Raw genomic sequence first — 20,165 nt, 5'->3', positions numbered from 1 at the left:
TAGCCGGTTACCGGTTTAGGGAATAATTATTTTAATTCGGTTTTTAACATATTCCAGGTGGCAGGATCCTCTGCACCGATATACCATTCGGTAATGCCGCCGATGTGAGGATTGCCTTGCTTGATCGTTTCAATTTTCCGTTGCCAGCTTATCGCATCTTGGTAGTAGCCTGTGTATTTCACCCCGTTGGATGTATAGGTAAAGGTCGGCTCCCCGTTCTTGTCGCGTACGACTTTGGCATGGTTGGTTTTGATCAGATTTTGTGCCTGGCTGTAAGAGAGTGAGGAGCGTTTGCCGTCAGAGGTCCACAGGTAACCGTAGGAAGGCAAACCGAAATAAATTTTTTCCGAGGGCACCTGGGTATTGGCGTATTTGACAATATCGCTGATCCAATCGAGCGGAGCACCCGGTCCCGGGCTGTTCATGCTGTAGTTATAGGTCATGATCACCAATTCATCCGCAGCTTTGCCGAGACGTTGCCAGTCTTGGGAGATTGGGCCGTCCCAGCCGCCATAGGATGTTTTGGGATAAACGGAGACCAGCACTTTTTTGTTTTTCTGGTGCATTTTCTGTGCCAATACTTCCACGAACGCCGAGAAATTGTCGCGGTCGCTTCCCCGGATCACTTCCAGGTCCAGATCAATGCCGTCATAATTGTTTTTAAGAGTGAAGGCCAGGAGTTTATCGGCTAATTGGCTCCGTTTCTCCGGTGTATTGATGAGATTATGGAGTTCATCTTCCGCTTTGTTCACATCGCTCCAACCGTCGGTATTGGCGACGGTGGCATAAATTTTTGTGCCTTTTTTGCGGGCGAGAGCCAAAGTGTTTGGATCAGGAGCTTTGGCATATTGCATATAGCCCACATCTCCGTTCGCCTGTAATTCGTACATAAACAGGTTGATGGAATCGAGCGATTGTGAAGACAAAATCTGATTTCCGGAGTTGGTGCTCCAGAACGGGAACCATGCCGTTGTCTCTATGCCATCCGTTTGCTCCGGCTTTGAAGGAGCAGGATTGGAAGGTTCAGACGGATTGGATGTGTCGCCGTCATTTGCCGGCGGGGTTTGCGTCGAACCGTTGGATGGTTGTTGGTTGTCCGTGCCGGGTTGTTGCGGTTTTTCAACCGGTTTATCTCCTGGTTGCTGCTGGTTTTGCTCTTTGCCCGGCGCCGGTGATGCCGGTTTCGTTGTGGGTGCAGATTGGTTTACATGCTGGCTGTCACCCGTTTTCGGTGTGGTTGGCGCTGTGTTGCCGGTGGCCGGACTTGTGCTGTTATCGGTATGATGGGAGACCGCATTGCCGTTTGCCGAGCTCCCGGAATGAGAAGCACCGGAATTGTTGATCTCACTCGGATTTACCTGTGGAACGTTATGATGGGTCAAGATGTTTTCCACATACTGACTCTCTTTTTTCGGCAACGGTTTAATATCCGTCACTTCAGTTACATCTGCCACATCGTTGGATGAGGCTGAATCATCCTGGATGGTTTCATGTTGCACATGGGCTGTGGGGGCTTTCGCTTCCGGTGCAGCTGCTTCTTGGCTGCAGCCGGACGTGAGCAAAACCCCACCGCTGACAAGCACCAAGGCTGCGGTCGCGTTGACCAGCATCGCCTTTTTTTGCCAAAAGGCTTCAAGTCGTGAAAACTTTGTTTTCTCCATAGTCTCTCCCCTCTGACGGATGACGTTTAATTTCTTTGTCAAAGCTAATAAAATACGATTTTCTTCCGCAATAGGATTTTATATATTTTTGTACTAGAATTAAAGATTAACAGAAGAAGTTTCTAACTATTTTCACAAATGAAGGGGATAATTGGTTGTTTCCCTGTTTATGGGAGTTTTGTTTGAAACAACGGGGAATTGAAGCAGGCGGATGGTCGGAAACGATCTGCGGAAAGAAGAGAATCTCTTTGGGAGATTAGTAGTCTGAATGATCTGGCAACGGGGACAAGCGGCGTCGTGGAGCGATTTTCGGCGGAAGAAATCAAGGTGCATGATAAAAGAGGGAATTGTGCAAAAACCGAATTGCTGAAATGGATATGTGTGGTTGACCGGCCTGATTGGCGGGATGCCCTTTTTTGTAACCGCTTTCTGTTTGGGCAAGGGCAACTGCCGTTCTCCGTGATGTGGAGCGTGATGCGATGATCCACGGCTGAGGGCGAAATGGTGTCCAATGGTTGATGATCTCCCGGCACTGACCGCCTGGTTTTGCCGGCGTGCATCTTCCGCGATTCTGGTGCAGGGAAAAACCGGCAGAGGAGGCGGGAGGTGTCGTCACTGATTTTTATGGCAATCCATTGCCGCCGGGGGGGTGAAGCAGTGTTATCGCCATCCATCCCGCGCTACAACGCGAACAATCCTGTTGAACCGGGTAAACCTTTTCACGCACGCAGGAACAGCCATTTGGCGGCCATGCGTCTTGCTTCGAACTCAAGTGCATGTTCCTTTTCGGAGAGAGGGAAGTTATGTTCCCTGACACAGGCTTGGCAGGCCCACATTTCCGTGCCATCGGGCTGTTCCACCACATGGATTTCCCAAGGCCAAACCTGATTTTCACATTGTTCGCAATAACTCTTTGTATGATAAATCTCTTCCAGATTCGCTTTCTTTTTCAACTGATCATGGATTTGTTTCGCTTTTTCGCGAATTCGTCGTTTGCGCTTTTCCATCGGGGTTCCCTCCTTTTGCTTCTTTTCATTATAAAGGATAAATCAAAAATGAATACAACCTGTTCTGCCGGCGGCGTCCTTTACCTTACGGTGATTTCCTTGCTAGCAAATATTTCCCTTGTTGATCTTTTGACTTTTTACTATACTAAAGGACGTATGGAACAAGTGCATAGTCACCCTCATCGATCCTACGGTGAGGTAGAGGTCGCGGCTTTTAAGAGTAATTTGTGCGAGGTTCGGAGATTGACTGATGACTGCAAATGAAAGGAAAAGCCGCCGAAATCCGGTTGCCGGCTCCGGGCGTCCGGGTTGGGGCTGTGTCCGAACAGGTGCAGCACTGTCACGTTTTCTTTCCCGGGAAACGTGGTGCGCTATCTTGCGGGGGTAGAGTGTGGGTTCACTCAAACCGTCCGTTCAATACGAGAGCATTGGGACGGTTTTTTTATTGCCCAAGCCACCTCGCGATCAAATAATGAAAGGTGTTTGATTTTATGAGTCAACAAAACCGGTCACCAGAACTTAAACGAGGGCTGAAGGCAAGACATCTGTCCATGATTGCAATTGGCGGTTCGATTGGCACGGGAGTGTTCCTGGCCAGCGGGGCTTCGATTTCGGAGGCGGGGCCGGGTGGAGCGCTTGTCGCCTATCTCGCCATTGGGATCATGGTCTATTTCCTGATGACCAGCTTGGGGGAAATGGCGACGTTTATGCCTGTTGCGGGGTCATTCAGCACCTATGCCGGAAGGTTTGTCGATCCGGCGCTGGGATTTGCGATGGGATGGAATTACTGGTATAACTGGGCGATTACCATTGCTGTTGAGCTGTCGGCGGGCTCATTGATTATGGATTATTGGTTTCCGCATTCGCCGTCCATTTTGTGGAGCGCCCTTTTCCTCCTGCTGATGTTTGGATTGAACGCATTGTCCGTAAAGGGATACGGGGAATCGGAATATTGGTTTTCTTTTATTAAAGTGGCAACGGTTATCATTTTTATCGTGATCGGTTTATTGATGATCTTCGGGATTATGGGCGGAGAAGCGATCGGCTTTAAAAACTTCACGATCAACGACGCTCCCTTCCATCATGGGTGGCTCGGGATTTTAAGCGTATTTATGATCGCCGGATTTTCCTTCCAGGGGACGGAGCTGGTCGGTGTGGCCGCCGGAGAGAGTGAAAACCCGCGGAAAAATGTTCCCAAAGCCATCCGTCAGGTCTTTTGGCGAATCTTGTTGTTTTATGCATTGGCGATTTTAGTGATGGGACTTGTTCTTCCTTATACCAATCCGAATTTGGTCGGCGGTGACGTAAACCAAATCGCCAAAAGCCCGTTTACGATCATTTTTGAAAAAGCCGGATTGGCGTTTGCCGCCTCGGTGATGAACGCGGTGATCCTGACATCCGTGCTGTCCGCAGGCAACTCGGGAATGTATGCTTCGACGCGGATGCTCTGGCAAATGGCCAAAGAAGGGAAAGCGCCGAAACTCTTTGCCAAAGTAAACCGTCGGGGTGTTCCAGTTTTCGCGTTGCTTCTGACGACAGCAGTCGGGGCTGTTGCCTTTCTGGCTTCGCTGGTCGGTCAGGGGAAAATTTACATCTGGCTGCTGAACGCTTCCGGGCTGTCCGGGTTTATCGCCTGGCTGGGAATTGCGATCAGCCACTACCGCTTTCGCCGGGCTTATGTTGCGCAGGGGCGTGATCTGAACCACTTGGTTTACCGGGCGAAATGGTTCCCGTTCGGCCCGCTCTTCGCGCTCGTTTTATGCGTGATCGTGATTGTCGGGCAAAATTACCAGGCTTTTACCGGAAATACGATTGACTGGAACGGCATTTTAGTCTCGTATATCGGCCTTCCGCTGTTTATCCTGCTGTGGCTCGGCTATAAATGGGTGAAAAAAACAAAAGTGATTCCTTTAAAAGAAGTGGATTTGGAATCGAATGGGGAGTGAAATCGGAAAACGGCAAGTCGACATCGTGCGACCTGCCGTTTTCTTTTGCATTGGGCGTTAAATTTTGGTGGTGACGAAGAAAATAAGCACAACCATGCAGAGAAGGGAGATGTTGAGTACCATGATGTAGCGTTTTAAAAGGGATTTTGCCTTCTCCGGCTCGTTTTCCGCAGCCTGAACCTGGTTCAGCGTTTTTCTTCCGTAGAAAACGATGTAAAGGATATAAACAATGACAAACAGGCTGCCGAACCGCTCTTTTACCATCAGCCACAGCGCTTCGTTATGTAAGGTCAACTGTACATACAGAAGATACATTCCGCTGATGAGCACCAACAGGGCCGTCGGGACAAACATGGTCAGGTTCCACCGCTGGGCGCGGCTGATTGCCCGGGCCATCGTTCCGCCTTCATTGGAACGGATGGCATCCCGGAGGACCATGGCCATTAAGGAAATGCCGCCGAACCAGGAGGCGATGAGCAATACATGGACAAAGAGAACCAGGGAATATGCATTCATCAATCGTCGCTCCTTTTACGTGATCGCCACATAATAGCGGGCAAGTTCAGGGCGTCCAGGGTCACCGCTGCGACCGCCATGGGCGTGTTTAAAATGATCGCTTTCAATCCAGGCCAGAAAATCTTCCTTTGAAGCAAAAACAGTTTCGGCAATGACATGAGATCCGTCCTCCGCCTCCAGCAAACGGAAGGAAACAAATCCGGGAACGCGTGTCATCGATTGCGGAGCGTTGGCAAAACGCTCTTTCAGGGTTTGCAGATGTTCCGGCGAAGTAATTTCAATCCGGTTGTTTACTTGGTACATGGAAGATCCTCCCAGCATGATCAGATGGGTAAAGCCAATTCTATTCCATACTATATCACGTTTTCTTTGAATGAAAACGTTTGTAAGGGAATCAGCAAATGAAAAGAGGATGATTCGGTTCTTTCCGAATATTTTTATTCGCTTCCTCTCACTAGCAGGTGCTCCGTTTCGTTTTTCAAAAACTGATACCAACGATGGCGAAAGCGGACTTGGACGCCGTCAGATGGCACATGGGCTTCCATTCGCAAAGCTTCCGGGATGGGACGGGGATGCTGGCCTTCCACTATTAATTGATCTTCCTTTAAAACGCGAAGGCCAAAATGAGATAAATATTTTCCGATGAAGGGAACCCGTTTGGCAAAGGTCCGCCCGATCTGGCTGAAAATCACCGTGGTTTCGTGATCCAGCGGAGTGAATGTGGCAAATGTGAACATTTTGGTTTCGTTTTTTCCCAAGTATTGAATCCATTGGTTTGGAAAACGGTAATGAAAGCGATTGGTTCCTTTTTGAAAATGGATGTCATCTTTTTCCGCTTGAAAGGAGAGATCATTGATCTCGGGAGACAGGCCTTTTCCGATGGTTTGTTTGTGAACAAAAGCGAGATGCGCCACATCCAGTACGCTTTCCACCACTCTTGTCAAATGGGCCTTCCACACCATTTGGTAAGGACTGTAGACAAACTGCGGCTCCTCTAAAATCGGAAAGAGGTGTAAATCCGGCGCTTTCGTTGAAGAATCAGGATAAATCCAAATCATGCCGGCTTTTTCTTGTACAGGGAACGATTGGATGTGCGCAAAGTCGGGAATGTCCCGTTCGGGATGAGCGGGAATCTTCCGGCATCTCCCATCTCCGCTGAATTCCCACCCGTGATACGGGCATTGCACACAGCCATTGATTACTTTTCCCGTTGACAGATCAGCGCCACGGTGGGAGCAATACGCTTGAACGGCCTGGATTTGTCCTTCCTTATTGCGAAACAGAACGAAATCGATATTTGCCACTTTTCGTTTAATCGGTTTTTCTTTGCATTCGCTTGACCAGGCAATGGCATACCACGCCTTGGGCACTACCGATGTGTCGGAAGGTAATGTGGGTTGGGTGGGTTTTGACACTTTTCATCTCTCCCTTTCTCTTGAAGTTCGACGGAATGATGGTACAGTCTGTTCAACATGTCGATCAGCATGGCTCTTTCTTCGCTGCTCAGGACGGAAAATAATTCGTCGGTGAACTCCTGGGAAATCTCCCAAGCTTGCCATAAAGTTTCCTGACCGCGATCGGTAATATAAACATGGTGTGCGCGTCGATCGGAAGGATGCGGTTTTTTGGAAACCAGGCCTTTCGACTTTAAGGCATTGACCAAACTGACCATCGTCGCTTTATCGATTCCCAAGTAATCGCTTAATCTCGCCTGAACGAGCGGACCTTTTTCATTTAAGATCGCCAGCACGCTTAACTGGGTGTCATCCACCCCGAGAGGCAGCAGCTTCTGATGAAAAAGCTTTCTTCCAATTGCCGCGAAACGGCCAAAGTTAAAGCCGAGCGAATTCGTCAAGAGATCGGGCAGGGTTTCCTTTGTCAACTCATCTCACCCCTTCGGAAGTCGATGTGTCATCAAGAATATTATCATAAAAAATGTTTGTACAACAAACGTTTTTGTAAAAAACAATTTTTGCACCGAATCAGCTCTGCGGAAAAGGATAAAGCAGGGCAGTTTCCCGTGGTATACTGGTAATAATCTGAAAGCAGGATGTGAAATGAGTGATCAGAGGCATTGGAACTGATTTGGTGGAATTGGAGCGAATAGAAGAGATCGGCGTTCACCGGCTTGCCAGACGGATTCTGACTGAACGCGAACGTACGTTGAAGCCGGAACAACCGGGGCGGGAACTGGAATATATCGCCGGACGATTTGCCGCCAAAGAGGCGGTGGCCAAAGCGCTTGGCACCGGGATCGGCGGGAATTGCTCCTTTTTGGATATCGAGATTCTCAATGATCATAAGGGCAAACCCTGCGTTTTTCTTTCCGAATCTGCTTTCGCAGCCATCTTTGCCGATAAGGAGATTGCCGTACATTTGTCCATTTCGCACAGCCGGCAATATGCGATGGCGATGGCGGTGATTGAGGAAGTTGTGCTCTAGGGGTTTCCGGCAATTGAATCATAACTCTTTTTGGGTGGACATACATATATAACGCGGTTAGGAGGGACAAACGTGTATCTGGTAACCGCCAGGGAAATGCGCGAACTGGATCGCTACACCATTGAGGAGATCGGCCTGCCGGGGATCGTGTTGATGGAGAATGCCGGCAGAGCGGTCGCGGAAGAGATTTTCCTTCGATTTCCAAAGCCGAAAACGGCCACCGTGCTTGCCGGGGCAGGAAATAACGGCGGGGACGGTTGGGTGGTGGCCCGCCATCTGCTCGATCGCGGCTGGAAGGTGCATATGTGGTTCATAGGTTCCAAAGAAAAAATGTCAGCGGATGCCGGCGTTTTTTATCAGGTTTGCTGTCGCTATGCTCCGGTGTGGCATTATTCGGACGGGCAAAAAGAGAGATTGTTCCGTCACTTGGCTGAAGCAACCGTCGTCGTCGATGCCTTGCTTGGAACAGGAACGCGCGGGGGACTCCGGCCGCCGATGGACGAGGTGGTTCGCCGGCTGAATCAAACACCATCTCCGTTTGTGGTGTCCGTTGATCTCCCTTCCGGTGTCGATGCCGATACGGGAGCGATTGAAAATGAAGCTGTGCGGGCCGATTTGACGGTCACATTCCAGTATCCGAAATGGGGTCATTATTTACGTCCGGGAGCAAACGTGCGCGGGAAGCTGAAAGTGGCGGAGATCGGGATTTTTTCCGGTCATGAGAAAACAGAAAGGGAACCGCGGGCGCGACTGAATACTCCCTGTCTGTGGCAGGAGTATGCACAGCCGAGACAGGAATGGGCGCACAAGGGAACCTATGGGCATTTACACGTGATCGGCGGGGCCGGGGGAATGCTCGGAGCCGTGGTGATGGCGGGTGAAGCGGCCTATCGCATGGGGGCCGGTTATGTCACCTTAACAGTGCCGGAATCGGAACGGCTGGCATTGGCGGCCAAAGTGACACAGCAGCTGATCTGGAGCTGGCCGGGGCAGGAAGTTTTCGACGCAGGCAGCGCAGACGTTTGGAAGGAGAAGCGAGAGCGCTTTTCCGCAGTGGCGGTTGGTCCGGGGCTGGGCCGGTTTGCCGGTGAAGAACAATGGCTTGGCCAGCTGATGGAGGAAGTGGAGGTACCTCTCGTTTTGGATGCAGATGCCTTGAATATTCTGGCAGCGCATCCTTCCTTATTCCGGCGGAGAAAAAAGGGAGCCGTCACGATTTTGACCCCGCATCCGGGAGAAATGGCTCGCCTGATCGGTTCCTCCACAGCAGAAGTCGAAGTCCAGCGTCATCAAGTGGCCCGGCAATTGGCACTGAAAACAGATATGTTTGTCGTTTTAAAAGGGAGATATACCGTAATTGCTTTTCCGGATGGCAAGCAGGTACTGAACCCCACCGGAAGCCCTGCTCTGGCCAAAGCAGGTTCAGGCGACCTTTTGACCGGAATGATCGGTTCTCTGCTCGCCCAGCGCATTCCTGCTGAAAAAGCGGTGCCGATGGCCGTTTATTTGCATGGGAAAGCGGGGGAAATCGCCGGGCCTTCCTCTCATGGTGTAATGGTTGATGACCTGCTCCGGGCGATAGCCCGGGTGAGATCGACGACTGTCCCTTACTAGCCGACACATTTCCCGGGAAATTGACGAAAGGGCGGATTTGAATGTGTCGGAAGATCTGGATCTTTGTCCTGCTCGGGCTTTTGATCCTGCCGCTCGCCGGATGCGGGACGAAAGATGCCAAAGATGTGGTCAGCGATTTATCAAAGCGCTCCGAGGATCTCGAGTCTTATATCAGCCATGGAAAAATGGCGATTTTATCAGGGCAGGAACCACAGGAATACGATGTGGAAGTATGGTATAAAAAGCCCGGGTATTACCGTGTGGCCCTTCGGAATTTGAAGAAAAATACCGCGCAGATTTTGTTGAGAAATGATGAGGGTGTGTACGTTTTATCGCCAAGTTTGAAAAAGAGCTTCCGCTTTCAAAGCGATTGGCCGTATACGGGCGGGCAAATCTATATTTACCAAACGCTGTTGCAAAGCATTGTCGATGACCAGGGCCGCCAGTTTCAGGCCGGGAAAAATGATTACCGCTTTGAAGTTGTCGCCAAATATCCGTTTAACAAGCAGGCGGTCAAACAGAGGATCTGGTTGGACCATGATCTGAACCCCAAGAAAGTGGATGTGCTGGATCAAGAAAATGACCTGTTGATGACGGTCAGCTTTGACCGGTTTAAGCCCGATGCTCATTTTGACAAAGATGCTTTCGATACGCAGCGCAATTTACAGCCGATGCCGTCCCAGTCAAAACAGGCATTGGCAGCAGTAAAACAGGAGAAGCAGGATATATCCTCCGTGATTCCTGGTTATGTTCCTGATGGAATCCGGCTGGCGAATGAGCAGACCATTCAAACACCCAATGGTCCGGTGGCCGTTTTACGGTTTAAAGGCGAGAAATCCTTTACCCTGACGGAACGCCGTACTCAGGAGATTGCTGCCAGTCTGCCGATCATGGGGAAACCGGTCGATTTGGTGCAGACCGTAGGAGTACTTTTGGAAATGGGCGATCGGAAACGGCTCACCTGGACGTACGATGGGGTCGACTATGAGCTGCTGGGAGATCTGGCAGAATCGGAAATGATTAAAATCGCCAATTCCCTGTACGACCAGCCGGCAAAATAAAGGATCACAAGTGGACACCGTCAAAGGCTGTCCATTTTTCTGTTCAAGTTTGTTTTCCGGCAAGGTCGTGTTTCTTCTTAACCTCCCCATGTTCGCATGGCAGGTCAGGGGGGCAACTCCCCCTTGCGGATGCTTATGCTCTCATCTTCCGTGTTGTGCCGTATTTTTCTCGGATATTTCAGCAAAGATTTGATATAATACAGGATAGTTGCCAGAGACTTAAACGCAGAAGGATGACAATGTATGGCCAAACAGCAGCTGGTCAGGGAGGAGCGCTCTTCCTACAAGGTGCTTCTCTTTCGCAAGAGCAAACGGATGCGTCTGTTTGAATCCCTGATCTTTCTGCTCGGACTCGGAGCGGTGTGGCTTTCCTGTCCGCCGCGCAGTTCCGGTTTTATCATGGGGCTGGTTGCCGATATTCTCATCACTCTGTTCCTGCCGCCGGCCATTTATCTGTTCTTATTTCGTCCGCATTATCTTCTTTTTCCGGACCGGTTGGAAATCTGTTGGGGCAAGAGAAAAAAAGTGCTGCCGCTGAGAGATTTGGAACAGGAGTTCGGCTTGCCTTATGTTTATTTATTCGGGAGCAGAAAGATAGCCATTCTGGTTAGTGATGCGTTCCTTGGTGCACTTAATGGTCAATTGGAAGTGGTCAAACGTGGATTGTTATGAAACGAAGGAAACAATGGAAACGAAGATCGGGCGCGACACGGTCGTGGTGGTGGATTTGGATGCAATCGCCCATAATGTCAGAGAATTCCGCCGCCATCTTGGCCCGGATGTCAAAATCATGGCTGTGGTAAAGGCGAATGCCTACGGACATGGTGCGGTTCAGGTCGCGAAAACCGCGCTTGAGGCGGGAGCGGAATATTTGGCGGTTGCTTTTGAAGATGAAGGCATCGAGTTGCGCCGGGCGGGCATAGAGGCACCGGTTCTGGTGTTGGGATTGACACCGGATCATGCCGTTGCCGAAGCGCTGAAGGCCGGACTTACCCTTACCGTCTACCATCACGAATCGTTGCAAACCATTGAACGGGAAGCGGCCAGGTTGGGAATCCGGGCGCGCGTCCATGTAAAATTGGATACAGGGATGGGCAGGTTGGGATTGTTCCCTGATGAAGCAGTCGCTTTTGTCAAACGGGCCTTGGAATTGAAATCGGTCGAGGTCGAAGGGATTTTTACCCATTACGCGACTTCCGATCAGGCGGATAAAGAGTATGCTCTGTACCAGGAGAGGCGGTTTGCCGAGGTTTTAAACCGCTTGGAGAAGGAAGGGATTTCGATTCCTCTTCCTCATATTGCCAATAGCGGCGGCGCGATCGACTTGTCCGATCATGCATATCGCATGGCACGCGTCGGGATCAGCCTTTACGGTTACTACCCGTCGGATCAGGTGAACCGCACTGCCGTCAATCTTCGCCCTGCTCTCACCCTGAAAACGAGGATTGCCGATTTGAAGCAGCCGCCGGCAGGAACGGGCGTCAGCTACGGCAAAACCTATATCTCGGACGGTGACGAGTGGATTGCCGCTGTTCCGGTCGGCTATGCGGATGGTGTGAACCGCCATCTGTCCAATCGCGGATTTGCCCTGGTACGGGGGCGGAGAGTTCCGATCGTGGGCCGTGTCTGCATGGACCAGTTGATGTTAAATGTGACGAATGCCATGCCGGTTGAGATCGGGGATGAGGTGGTGCTATACGGAGAGCAGTATGGTGAATGTATCACGGTGGATGAAGTTGCCAAGCTGTTGGGGACAATCAGCTATGAAGTGGTCAGTACGCTCAGCCATCGCATTCCCCGGGTTTATCGAAAAGAGGGAGAAGTAGTGGAAATCGTCAACCGCTTGCGTTTTTAGGTTGTCGATTTGCTGAAAATTAGCTGGCAGACTGGACATTCGGCAACTTTTTTAGTATTACAATTGGTTGAGAAGGAATTTTAGCCTTCCGGACGAATAAATTTAACTATGTCTGTTTTCCATCTTACTTTTATTGCTTGTAAGTAAGTATATTTTTGCAACATCTTCGGCATAATGGTAGTATTGATAGGGGAAATGTTAACGGTGATGATTGGTTGGGGGTGCTTCATTTGTCCGGTACAAAAAGAATCATGATCAGCCTGCCAACAAATTTGCTTCAAGAAGTGGATGGTATGGTTGCGCGAGATAACTCAAATCGCAGCGAGTTTATTCGCCAGGCGATGAAAATGTATCTCCAGGAGCGGAAAAAACGTCTCATCCGCGAAATGATGCAAAGAGGCTATATGGAAATGGCTCGCATCAATCTCAACATTGCTTCTGAGGCATTTGTAGCGGAGGAAGAGGCTGAAGATACTTTGGATCGATTGGTTAGCGGGGTGTAACCGATTTGATTGTTAAACGTGGCGATGTCTATTTCGCAGATCTCTCCCCTGTGGTCGGATCCGAACAAGGTGGGGTTCGGCCTGTTTTGGTAATTCAAAATGATATTGGCAATCGGTTTAGCCCCACCGTGATCGTCGCCGCGATTACAGCCCAAATCCAAAAGGCTAAGTTGCCTACACATGTGGAAATCGATGCCAAAGCTTATGGGTTTGACCGTGATTCTGTTATTTTGCTGGAGCAAATTCGTACAATTGACAAACAGCGATTGACGGATAAAATCACTCATTTGGACGACGAGATGATGAGTCGTGTAAATGAGGCCCTGATGATCAGCTTGGGCATGATCGATTTTTAGGAGAATGGATTTTTTTCCATTCTCTTTTTTGTGTTGGTGTGTTATTCATTTCTGCGGCAATCTATGATATTTTAGTTTCAAAATCAGTTCATATGAGAGAGAAAGACAAGCTGCGAAAATTTGCAAATAGATTTTCTGATTTTATCTTTTTACATGCCCGTCTGGTCTCAAAGGAAATCAACTTGGAGGTTTTTCTAATTGACGGCTGATCAAGGGGACCTTTCTATGGATATTCATTTGAAAAAATTGTATGAAAAGCTGCTCGCTTCCTATGTGAAAACGAGCAAGGAAGATCATTTGTACAGTGCGCAACAACTTTCCAAATGGTTTATGGAAAAGCGGATTCCCCCTGACGAGGTGGTAAATGCCCACGTGCGGACGATGAAATCGCTGTTCCCCGACTTGCCTGCCGAAGTGAAAGCATCTTTTGATCTGTTGCTCGAAATGATGATCGGTTATGGGATTGCTTACCGGGAACGGGAGAAATTGATGAATCGCCAGCGGGAGCTTGAAAATGAGATCGAAGTGGCTGTCGGCATGCAGCAAACGCTCCTTCCCTCCAAAACCCCTTCCCTGGAAGGAGTTGATATCGGTGTGATCAGTGTGGCCGCCAATCAGATGAGCGGGGATTATTACAACTTTGTCGATCACGGGGTGGGTTCCATTGGAATCGCCATTTCCGACATCATCGGGAAAGGAATTCCCGCTGCCCTGTGCATGTCGATGATCAAATACGCGATGGACCGGCTGGGAACCCAGCCGCTTTCGCCGGCAGAGGTATTAAAGGATCTCAATATCGTGGTGGAGCGCAATGTCGACCCCAGTATGTTTATCACCATGGTCTACGGGGTATATGATTCGAGAAATCACCAATTTCGCTATGCCACAGCCGGACACGAGCCGGGACTCTTTTACAGAGCGGCTGAACAAGATTTTCTCGACTTGAAGACGCGAGGACTTGTGCTCGGGGTGTCCAGAGATGCCAAATACCCGGAGGATACGATTTCACTCCAACCTCATGATGCAATTGTGTTGTTTTCGGATGGCGTAACGGAATGCAGAGTGAATGGTGAATTTATAGAACGGGAAACTCTTAAGCAATTGATTCAGGGATATATTCATATGCCGGCTCAGGAGGCAGTGGAAGCAATCCACCAAAAACTCTATGAAATGACGAACTACAAGATACGGGATGATCAAACGATATTGATTTTAAAACGGATTGGATAGACAGCAGCCGTCTTCGCTTTTTTGAGGAGGTTAAAAACGTATGAATCTTGTAATTCATGAAAAAATAGAAAAGGAGAACCGCATCGCGATCTCGGTGGAGGGCGAAGTGGACGTCTATACCGCCCCGCAGCTGCGTGAGAAATTGCTGCCTTTGTGTCAGGGAGGAAGCCAGATTACAGTAAACCTCTCCAAAGTGACTTACATCGACAGCACGGGATTGGGTGTGCTCATCGGTGCCTACAAAGCACAACGGGCAACATCTGGAAAACTCGTTTTAACGGGAATGAACGCCCGATTGAACCGGCTTTTCAAGATTACGAACTTAAATCAGATTATGGATATTGAAGATCAGGCAGGAGGAGGCCAACTATGAGTGAAAAACCCTTAGATTTGGTATACTTGACCATTCCCGCTAAGCCAGATTACGTTGGAATCGCCCGGTTAGCGGTCTCCGGAATTGCCAATCGCATGGGTTTCTCATACGATGACATAGAAGATTTGAAGCTGGCCGTATCGGAAGCCTGCACCAATGCGGTGGATCATGCTTATTGCGGCGGCGAAGGCGAGATAGAAGTAAGTTGCAACATCTTTTCCAACCGGCTCAAAATCGAAGTGATTGACCGGGGGACCAGTTTTGACGTGCAAGAAGTTGAGAAAAGAACCGGCCCGATCCGGATGGAGCGTTCGATGAATTCGCTGCGGGAGCGCGGTTTGGGTTTATATCTCATGAAAACGCTGATGGATGAAGTTGAAATCAAGGGAGATAATGGAGTAATCGTAACGATGACCAAGTTTATCCGAAAGGACGTGGTGGAATCTCATGTCGAGTCGTCCACATCCTTCCACCCTAACCGATGAACAGGTGCAAGCGTTAATCAAAAAATATCAACAGGATGAGGATTCGCAGGCACAAGACCAGCTGATCGACCATTTCAGGGAGCTCGTGGAAACACTGGCTTTTAAATTTGCTCATGGTTCGGAGCCCTACGAGGATCTGGTTCAGGTTGGGATGATCGGCTTAATTGCATCGCTCAAGCGTTTTGATCTCTCGCTCGGCCGCAGTTTTGAGAGTTTTGCCGTGCCGACGATCATCGGTGAGATCAAGCGCCATATTCGCGATAAAACTTGGAGTGTGCATGTGCCGCGAAGAATCAAGGAATTGGGCCCTCGCATCAAAACGGCAGTGGAAGAGCTGACGACGAAATTGCAGCGTTCACCGAAAGTGGAGGAAATTGCAGAATATCTGGGAGTTACGGAAGAGGAAGTTTTGGAAACGATGGAAATGGGACGGAGCTATCATGCTGTTTCGGTTGACAGTCCGATCGAAGCAGGCAGTGATGGCAGCCAGGTTACCCTGCTGGACCTGGTGGGAACGAATGATGCCGGCTTTGATCAGATCGACCGCAAGCTCCTCCTGGAAAAAGTGTTTTCCGTGTTAACGGAGCGGGAGCAGGAAATTTTAAAATTGACGTTTTTTGAGAACTTAAGCCAAAAGCAGGCCGGGGACAAACTGGGGATTTCGCAAATGCACGTCTCCCGCTTGCAACGCAGAGCCTTGCAAAAACTGCGGCAAGCAATTCGCATGGAACCGTCAGAAGTCATATAGGTGTAACGGAGCTGACCGATGAAAAGAAGGTGGGCTCTTTTTTTGTTTTTACCATTTCTTTAAGCGAATTGCCATCAGTTCGCCTCGCTTTTCGGCCAAAAATTTATGCATTGCCGGTGTCAGTTCGCTAAAATAGAGGTTAGCTTCAGGTATGTTGATGAACAAATGATTGATTTTGGATGGGATTTTTGAAAACGGGTTTGATCCGTACGATTCCATACGTCAACATGCTTTGGCTGGCTGTGATTTTCTTTTTGTGAAAGAAGCAGGAGGAAGAAAATGGACCAACTGAAGATGATGGAGATAATCGCCGGCGCACTCGGCATCGAAACGCGCCAAGTGAAAGCAGCCATTGAACTCATGGAAGAAGGAAATACCATTCCGTTTATCGCCCGGTATCGCAAAGAAAGAACCGGTGAACTAGATGAGGAACAATTGCGGTCAATTGAAGAGCGATACCAATATGCCACCCAGCTCAATCAGCGGAAAGAAGAAGTGATCCGTCTGATCGATGAGCAGGGCAAACTGACGGATGAACTGAGACAGAAGATCATGGAGGCCGTCAAGCTGCAAGAGGTGGAAGATCTCTATCTCCCCTACCGGCCGAAGCGGAAAACCCGGGCTTCCATCGCACGGGAAAAGGGATTGGAACCGTTGGCGCGCATCATGCTCCAAGTGGAGGACCAGGATGAGATCGAGCAAAGCGCCGATGAGTTTGTGAGTGAAGAAAATGAAGTGAACTCACGCGAAGAGGCCTTGCAAGGGGCAATGGACATTCTGGCCGAGGAGCTGTCCGAAGACGCGGAAATTCGCAAATGGGTGCGCGAATTTACCTGGAAAACCGGAATGCTTGTTTCCAAGGCAAAAGATCCGGAAGTTCGTTCCGTCTATGAAATGTATTATGAATTTAGTGAACCCGTACATAAAATGCCTTCCCACCGCATTCTCGCCGTTAATCGCGGGGAACGCGAAGAGATTCTGAAAGTGAAAATCACGGTGGATGAGGAGGAGATTCATCGCCGTCTGCTGCGCTGGTTTCCGATTCCGGCCCATGATTTTTTGCAAGCGGTGGCACAGGACAGCTACAAACGGTTGATCGCACCTTCCATCGAAAGAGAAGTTCGCGCGCAAATGACGGAGCAGGCGGAGGAACAGGCGATCCGCATCTTTTCCGAAAATTTGCGTCACCTGCTGTTGCAGCCGCCGGTAAGAGGAAAGATGGTGTTAGGAGTCGATCCTGCCTATCGAACCGGATGCAAGTGGGCCGTGGTGGCGGATACCGGAAAAATGCTGGAAGTCGGCGTGATTTATCCCACTCCGCCCCAGGAAAAAGTCGAAGAAGCCAAACGCACGGTATTGGCGCTTTTGGACAAGTATCCGATTGAGATTATCGCCATCGGAAACGGAACGGCCTCCCGGGAGACGGAAGCGTTTATCGCCAGCGTGATCAAGGAAGCAAAGCGCTCCGTCTATTACATCATTGTGAATGAAGCGGGAGCGAGTGTTTACTCTGCTTCCAAACTGGCCAAAGAAGAGTTTCCTGATCTGGACGCCGCCCGCCGCAGCGCTGTTTCCATTGCCCGGCGCTTGCAGGACCCGCTGGCGGAGCTCGTCAAAATCGATCCGAAGTCGGTGGGGGTCGGCCAGTATCAACACGATGTTTCGCAAAAGCGTTTGAGTGAAAGTTTGACGACAGTAGTGGAGTCTGCGGTGAACTATGTGGGGGTTGACGTGAATACTGCCTCTCCTGCACTGCTTGGCTATGTTTCGGGCATCAGTGCCTCGGTCGCCAAAAACATTGTGAAGCGGCGGGACGAGGTGGGGCGTTTTCAAAGCAGGGAGGAGCTAAAGGAAGTTCCGCGCCTCGGGGCGAAGACCTATGAACAGTGCATCGGCTTTTTGCGCATTCACGACGGAGTCAATCCGCTTGATCAGACACCGATCCATCCCGAATCGTACCGGGTGGCTGACCAACTGCTGCAACGGCTTGAAATCACGAAAGAGCAAATCGGCAGTGATGAGTGCAAGGAAAAATTAAAACGGGTTGATGTGGAAAAAATCGCGGCAGAACTCGATTGCGGCATTCCGACGCTGAGAGATATCATTGAGGCTTTGCTCCGGCCCGGCCGCGATCCGCGGGATGAGCTGCCAAAACCGCTTTTGCGTTCGGACGTGTTGAAGATGGAAGATCTGCATGAGGGAATGCATTTGCAGGGAACGGTTCGCAATGTGGTTGATTTTGGCGCCTTTGTCGACATCGGACTCAAGCATGACGGGCTTGTCCATATCTCAAAAATGAGTGAAAAATTCGTGCGCAATCCGATGGATATCGTCACGGTCGGTGATATTGTCGATGTTTGGGTGATCAATGTCGATGTGGAACGGGAGCGGGTCGGTTTGAGCATGATTCCGGTTAAACGGGAAGAGTCGTGAGATATTAGCGCAAGTGCCCGTCAGGCAGCAGAAGCCGGCACTCCCGCGTTTCGTGCGTAAGGAGGCTTTACTCGCTGCTTGAGGGCACTTCGCGTGCACAGGTAATTTGGCATACCCTTGTTTGATATTGGAACCAGCACTGATTTAACAGGCGGATCTGGCGGCGGTCTTTTTCCAGAAAAGCGCGCCGAAGTTGCCGATAGAGCCACTGGGGCATGGTTCGTCCTCCCTTTTATGGCTTTTCGGAATATTTTATGATGGAAAAGAGGATCGGTGAGCCGATTTTGAAAGGATGGGAACAGGATGGCAAAATGGACGGATCAGGAACTGCAAAAGCGGGTGGAAACCCTGTCGCTTCAGCATTTTGGCCTCCCTTTTCGCCATCTGGCCCGGTTCAATCCGCGCTTGAGAACCACCGGTGGCCGCTATTGCCTCGGCAGCCATGCGATTGAAATGAATCCCCGTTATCTGGAGGAGCACGGGGAAGAGATTTTTCAAAAGATGATTTTGCACGAATTGTGCCATTATCATCTTCATTTGCAGGGAAAAGGATACCAGCATCGCGATGCCGATTTCCGATACTGGTTGCAGCGGGTCGGGGGCTTGCGCCATGCCCCGGCGCTGCAGTCGTTACAAAGCAGGAAGCCGAAATATGTCCTGATTTGTGTTGAGTGCCGACAGGTATATTACCGGCAGCGCAGAGTCGACCTGCGGAAATACCGGTGCGGTGTATGCCGCGGTCCGCTGAAATTGCGCCAGTCCAATTCAGATTAAAAAGGGGGAGATCCAATGCAAGACCTGCGAAAAGTCGGTTTTATCGGCCTTGGGATCATGGGGCGTTCCATGGCTTACAATCTTTACAGGGCCGGGTTTGAAGTAACGGTCTGGAATCGGAGCGCCAGCAAGATGCAAGAAGCGGCAAAATGGGGAGCCAAGCTGGCCTCTTCCCCCGAAGATTTGGCCCGGACAAGCGATGCGGTCATCACCATCGTCGGGGACACGCCTGATGTAGAGGAAGTGATTGCCGGGGAAAAAGGAGTGCTGCAGGGCGCGAAACCCGGAACCATCCTGATCGATATGAGCACAATCTCACCGGATGCAACCCGGGTGCTGGCGGGAAAAGCGAAGGCAAAGGGAGTCGAAATGATCGATGCCCCCGTGAGCGGAGGGGACGTGGGTGCGCGAAACGGAACGCTCTCCATCATGGTGGGGGGTGACCCGGCCGTGGTTGAGAAGGCGATGCCTTTGTTTAAAGCGATGGGAAAATCGGTTACCCACTGTGGCCCGGTGGGAGCAGGGCAAACGGTCAAAGCGTGCAATCAGATTTTGTGCGGCTTGAATTTGCTCGGGGTCGTTGAAGCACTGGCCTTTGCCCGAAAGAGCGGCGTTGATCTGGAAAAAATGATCCAGGTGACCACACAGGGGGCAGGAGGGTCGTGGGCACTGGCTAACTATGCCCCCAGGGTGATCAAAGGAGATCTGGCTCCCGGATTTTCCGTCCGCTTTCAGCAAAAGGATTTGCGCATCGTCCTGCAGGAAGCGGAACGGTTGGATCTCCCCCTGGCCGGAACAGCCCTGGTTCAACAGTTGCTCCGCTCCGTTCAGGCTTACGGGGGAGGCGAAGACGGCACTCAAAGTTTGATCAGGGTAATGGAACGGCTGGGAAACGTGTCGATTATTCCGGAAAATGACCATGATTTGCCAGCGCAACCCGGGGAGGAAAGTTAAGTACAATGGGGGTGGAGTGGCGTCTCCCGGCAGATGAGGAGCGTGGGGAAGTCCGGGATGACATTGCCGCCTGACTAGAAAAAAAGCGAATGGAGACCAATCCATTCGCTGAGGTTGTTGACAAAGAAGGTCAACAGCCTTTTTTGTTGAAAAGGTATAAAAAAACATTCCGAAGGAAGGTTTCTATGTTCAGGACGAATTCATCCA

The 20,165-nt window shown here is 50.3% G+C and carries 23 protein-coding genes and 1 riboswitch; of the genes, 16 read left to right on the top strand and 7 right to left on the bottom strand.

Annotated features, from left to right (window positions below; genetic code table 11):
- Positions 1-26 precede the first annotated feature (26 nt).
- Entirely contained in the window at positions 27-1,661 is a 1,635-nt protein-coding gene (locus tag I8U17_RS15305) for a glycosyl hydrolase family 18 protein (protein WP_198059748.1), read from the bottom strand.
- Positions 1,662-1,859: 198 nt separating this feature from the next.
- Between I8U17_RS15305 and I8U17_RS15300 the strand changes: the two genes are divergently transcribed.
- A complete protein-coding gene (locus I8U17_RS15300) occupies positions 1,860-2,144 on the top strand; it encodes a hypothetical protein (protein ID WP_198056442.1) in 285 nt (94 codons plus the stop codon).
- Between the two features lie 236 nt (positions 2,145-2,380).
- Here the strand turns inward: I8U17_RS15300 and I8U17_RS15295 are convergent, their stop codons facing one another.
- Positions 2,381-2,668, bottom strand: coding sequence for a hypothetical protein (locus I8U17_RS15295; RefSeq protein WP_033101985.1), 288 nt, complete (start codon positions 2,666-2,668; stop codon positions 2,381-2,383).
- Between the two features lie 191 nt (positions 2,669-2,859).
- A riboswitch (Lysine riboswitch) is annotated at positions 2,860-3,050 on the top strand.
- 109 nt (positions 3,051-3,159) lie between these two features.
- On the opposite strand from I8U17_RS15295, the gene I8U17_RS15290 reads away from it, so the two are divergent.
- The gene (locus I8U17_RS15290; protein WP_033101984.1) at positions 3,160-4,614 is read left to right on the top strand and encodes an amino acid permease; all 1,455 of its coding nucleotides are present in this window, start codon (positions 3,160-3,162) and stop codon (positions 4,612-4,614) included.
- 57 nt (positions 4,615-4,671) lie between these two features.
- Here the strand turns inward: I8U17_RS15290 and I8U17_RS15285 are convergent, their stop codons facing one another.
- From I8U17_RS15285 to I8U17_RS15270, 4 genes are all read right to left on the bottom strand, one after another.
- Entirely contained in the window at positions 4,672-5,130 is a 459-nt protein-coding gene (locus I8U17_RS15285; RefSeq protein WP_033101983.1) for a hypothetical protein, read from the bottom strand.
- A 15-nt stretch (positions 5,131-5,145) separates the two neighbouring features.
- On the bottom strand, positions 5,146-5,433 hold the full coding sequence (locus I8U17_RS15280; RefSeq protein ID WP_033101982.1) for an antibiotic biosynthesis monooxygenase family protein: 288 nt from the start codon (positions 5,431-5,433) through the stop codon (positions 5,146-5,148).
- Positions 5,434-5,567: 134 nt separating this feature from the next.
- Positions 5,568-6,545, bottom strand: a complete 978-nt coding sequence (locus tag I8U17_RS15275) for a Rieske 2Fe-2S domain-containing protein (protein ID WP_198056443.1) — start codon at positions 6,543-6,545, stop codon at positions 5,568-5,570.
- Complete coding sequence (locus tag I8U17_RS15270; protein ID WP_198059747.1) at positions 6,500-7,012, bottom strand: MarR family winged helix-turn-helix transcriptional regulator; 513 nt, start codon at positions 7,010-7,012, stop codon at positions 6,500-6,502. Before I8U17_RS15270 ends, I8U17_RS15275 begins: the two co-directional genes overlap by 46 nt.
- A 179-nt stretch (positions 7,013-7,191) precedes the next feature.
- Here I8U17_RS15270 and acpS point away from each other — a divergent pair, with 179 nt between their 5' ends.
- From acpS to I8U17_RS15210, 12 genes are all read left to right on the top strand, one after another.
- Positions 7,192-7,572: a holo-ACP synthase gene (acpS, locus tag I8U17_RS15265; protein ID WP_033101980.1), complete on the top strand. Its 381-nt coding sequence runs from the start codon at positions 7,192-7,194 to the stop codon at positions 7,570-7,572.
- Between the two features lie 72 nt (positions 7,573-7,644).
- The gene (locus I8U17_RS15260; protein WP_198059746.1) at positions 7,645-9,186 is read left to right on the top strand and encodes an NAD(P)H-hydrate dehydratase; all 1,542 of its coding nucleotides are present in this window, start codon (positions 7,645-7,647) and stop codon (positions 9,184-9,186) included.
- Positions 9,187-9,227: 41 nt separating this feature from the next.
- Positions 9,228-10,247: an outer membrane lipoprotein-sorting protein gene (locus I8U17_RS15255; RefSeq protein WP_198056446.1), complete on the top strand. Its 1,020-nt coding sequence runs from the start codon at positions 9,228-9,230 to the stop codon at positions 10,245-10,247.
- A 243-nt stretch (positions 10,248-10,490) separates the two neighbouring features.
- Entirely contained in the window at positions 10,491-10,919 is a 429-nt protein-coding gene (locus tag I8U17_RS15250) for a hypothetical protein (RefSeq protein ID WP_033101977.1), read from the top strand.
- A gap of 13 nt (positions 10,920-10,932) precedes the next feature.
- A complete protein-coding gene (gene alr / locus I8U17_RS15245) occupies positions 10,933-12,102 on the top strand; it encodes an alanine racemase (protein WP_033101997.1) in 1,170 nt (389 codons plus the stop codon).
- Positions 12,103-12,353: 251 nt separating this feature from the next.
- Positions 12,354-12,605 carry a CopG family ribbon-helix-helix protein gene (locus I8U17_RS15240; RefSeq protein ID WP_181735445.1) on the top strand — a complete coding sequence of 84 codons (252 nt, stop codon included), beginning with the start codon at positions 12,354-12,356 and terminating at the stop codon, positions 12,603-12,605.
- A gap of 5 nt (positions 12,606-12,610) precedes the next feature.
- Complete coding sequence (locus I8U17_RS15235) at positions 12,611-12,961, top strand: type II toxin-antitoxin system PemK/MazF family toxin (RefSeq protein ID WP_022738671.1); 351 nt, start codon at positions 12,611-12,613, stop codon at positions 12,959-12,961.
- Positions 12,962-13,186: 225 nt separating this feature from the next.
- Positions 13,187-14,191, top strand: a complete 1,005-nt coding sequence (locus I8U17_RS15230; RefSeq protein ID WP_198059745.1) for a PP2C family protein-serine/threonine phosphatase — start codon at positions 13,187-13,189, stop codon at positions 14,189-14,191.
- 40 nt (positions 14,192-14,231) lie between these two features.
- Positions 14,232-14,564 (top strand): STAS domain-containing protein, encoded by a 333-nt coding sequence (locus I8U17_RS15225; RefSeq protein ID WP_033101975.1) that lies wholly within the window; start codon positions 14,232-14,234, stop codon positions 14,562-14,564.
- Positions 14,561-15,049 carry an anti-sigma B factor RsbW gene (gene rsbW / locus I8U17_RS15220; protein ID WP_033101974.1) on the top strand — a complete coding sequence of 163 codons (489 nt, stop codon included), beginning with the start codon at positions 14,561-14,563 and terminating at the stop codon, positions 15,047-15,049. The genes I8U17_RS15225 and rsbW overlap by 4 nt, the downstream gene beginning before the upstream one ends.
- Positions 15,012-15,797: an RNA polymerase sigma factor SigB gene (gene sigB, locus I8U17_RS15215; RefSeq protein ID WP_033101973.1), complete on the top strand. Its 786-nt coding sequence runs from the start codon at positions 15,012-15,014 to the stop codon at positions 15,795-15,797. Before rsbW ends, sigB begins: the two co-directional genes overlap by 38 nt.
- 279 nt (positions 15,798-16,076) lie before the next feature.
- Positions 16,077-18,230, top strand: a complete 2,154-nt coding sequence (locus I8U17_RS15210; protein ID WP_198059744.1) for a Tex family protein — start codon at positions 16,077-16,079, stop codon at positions 18,228-18,230.
- A gap of 67 nt (positions 18,231-18,297) precedes the next feature.
- Here I8U17_RS15210 and cmpA read toward each other — a convergent pair whose 3' ends face one another.
- The gene (cmpA, locus tag I8U17_RS15205; RefSeq protein WP_152568605.1) at positions 18,298-18,447 is read right to left on the bottom strand and encodes a cortex morphogenetic protein CmpA; all 150 of its coding nucleotides are present in this window, start codon (positions 18,445-18,447) and stop codon (positions 18,298-18,300) included.
- Between the two features lie 86 nt (positions 18,448-18,533).
- Here cmpA and I8U17_RS15200 point away from each other — a divergent pair, with 86 nt between their 5' ends.
- A complete protein-coding gene (locus I8U17_RS15200; RefSeq protein WP_033101971.1) occupies positions 18,534-19,004 on the top strand; it encodes a SprT family protein in 471 nt (156 codons plus the stop codon).
- A 15-nt stretch (positions 19,005-19,019) separates the two neighbouring features.
- Complete coding sequence (locus I8U17_RS15195; RefSeq protein ID WP_198059743.1) at positions 19,020-19,958, top strand: NAD(P)-dependent oxidoreductase; 939 nt, start codon at positions 19,020-19,022, stop codon at positions 19,956-19,958.
- The last annotated feature ends 207 nt before the right edge of the window (positions 19,959-20,165 follow it).

Source organism: Thermoactinomyces sp. CICC 10521 (assembly GCF_016055135.1).
Taxonomy (GTDB): Bacteria; Bacillota; Bacilli; order Thermoactinomycetales; family Thermoactinomycetaceae; genus Thermoactinomyces_A; species Thermoactinomyces_A daqus.
The sequence above is the reverse complement of the archived record's forward strand: the minus strand, read 5'-3'. Positions and strand labels throughout refer to the sequence as shown.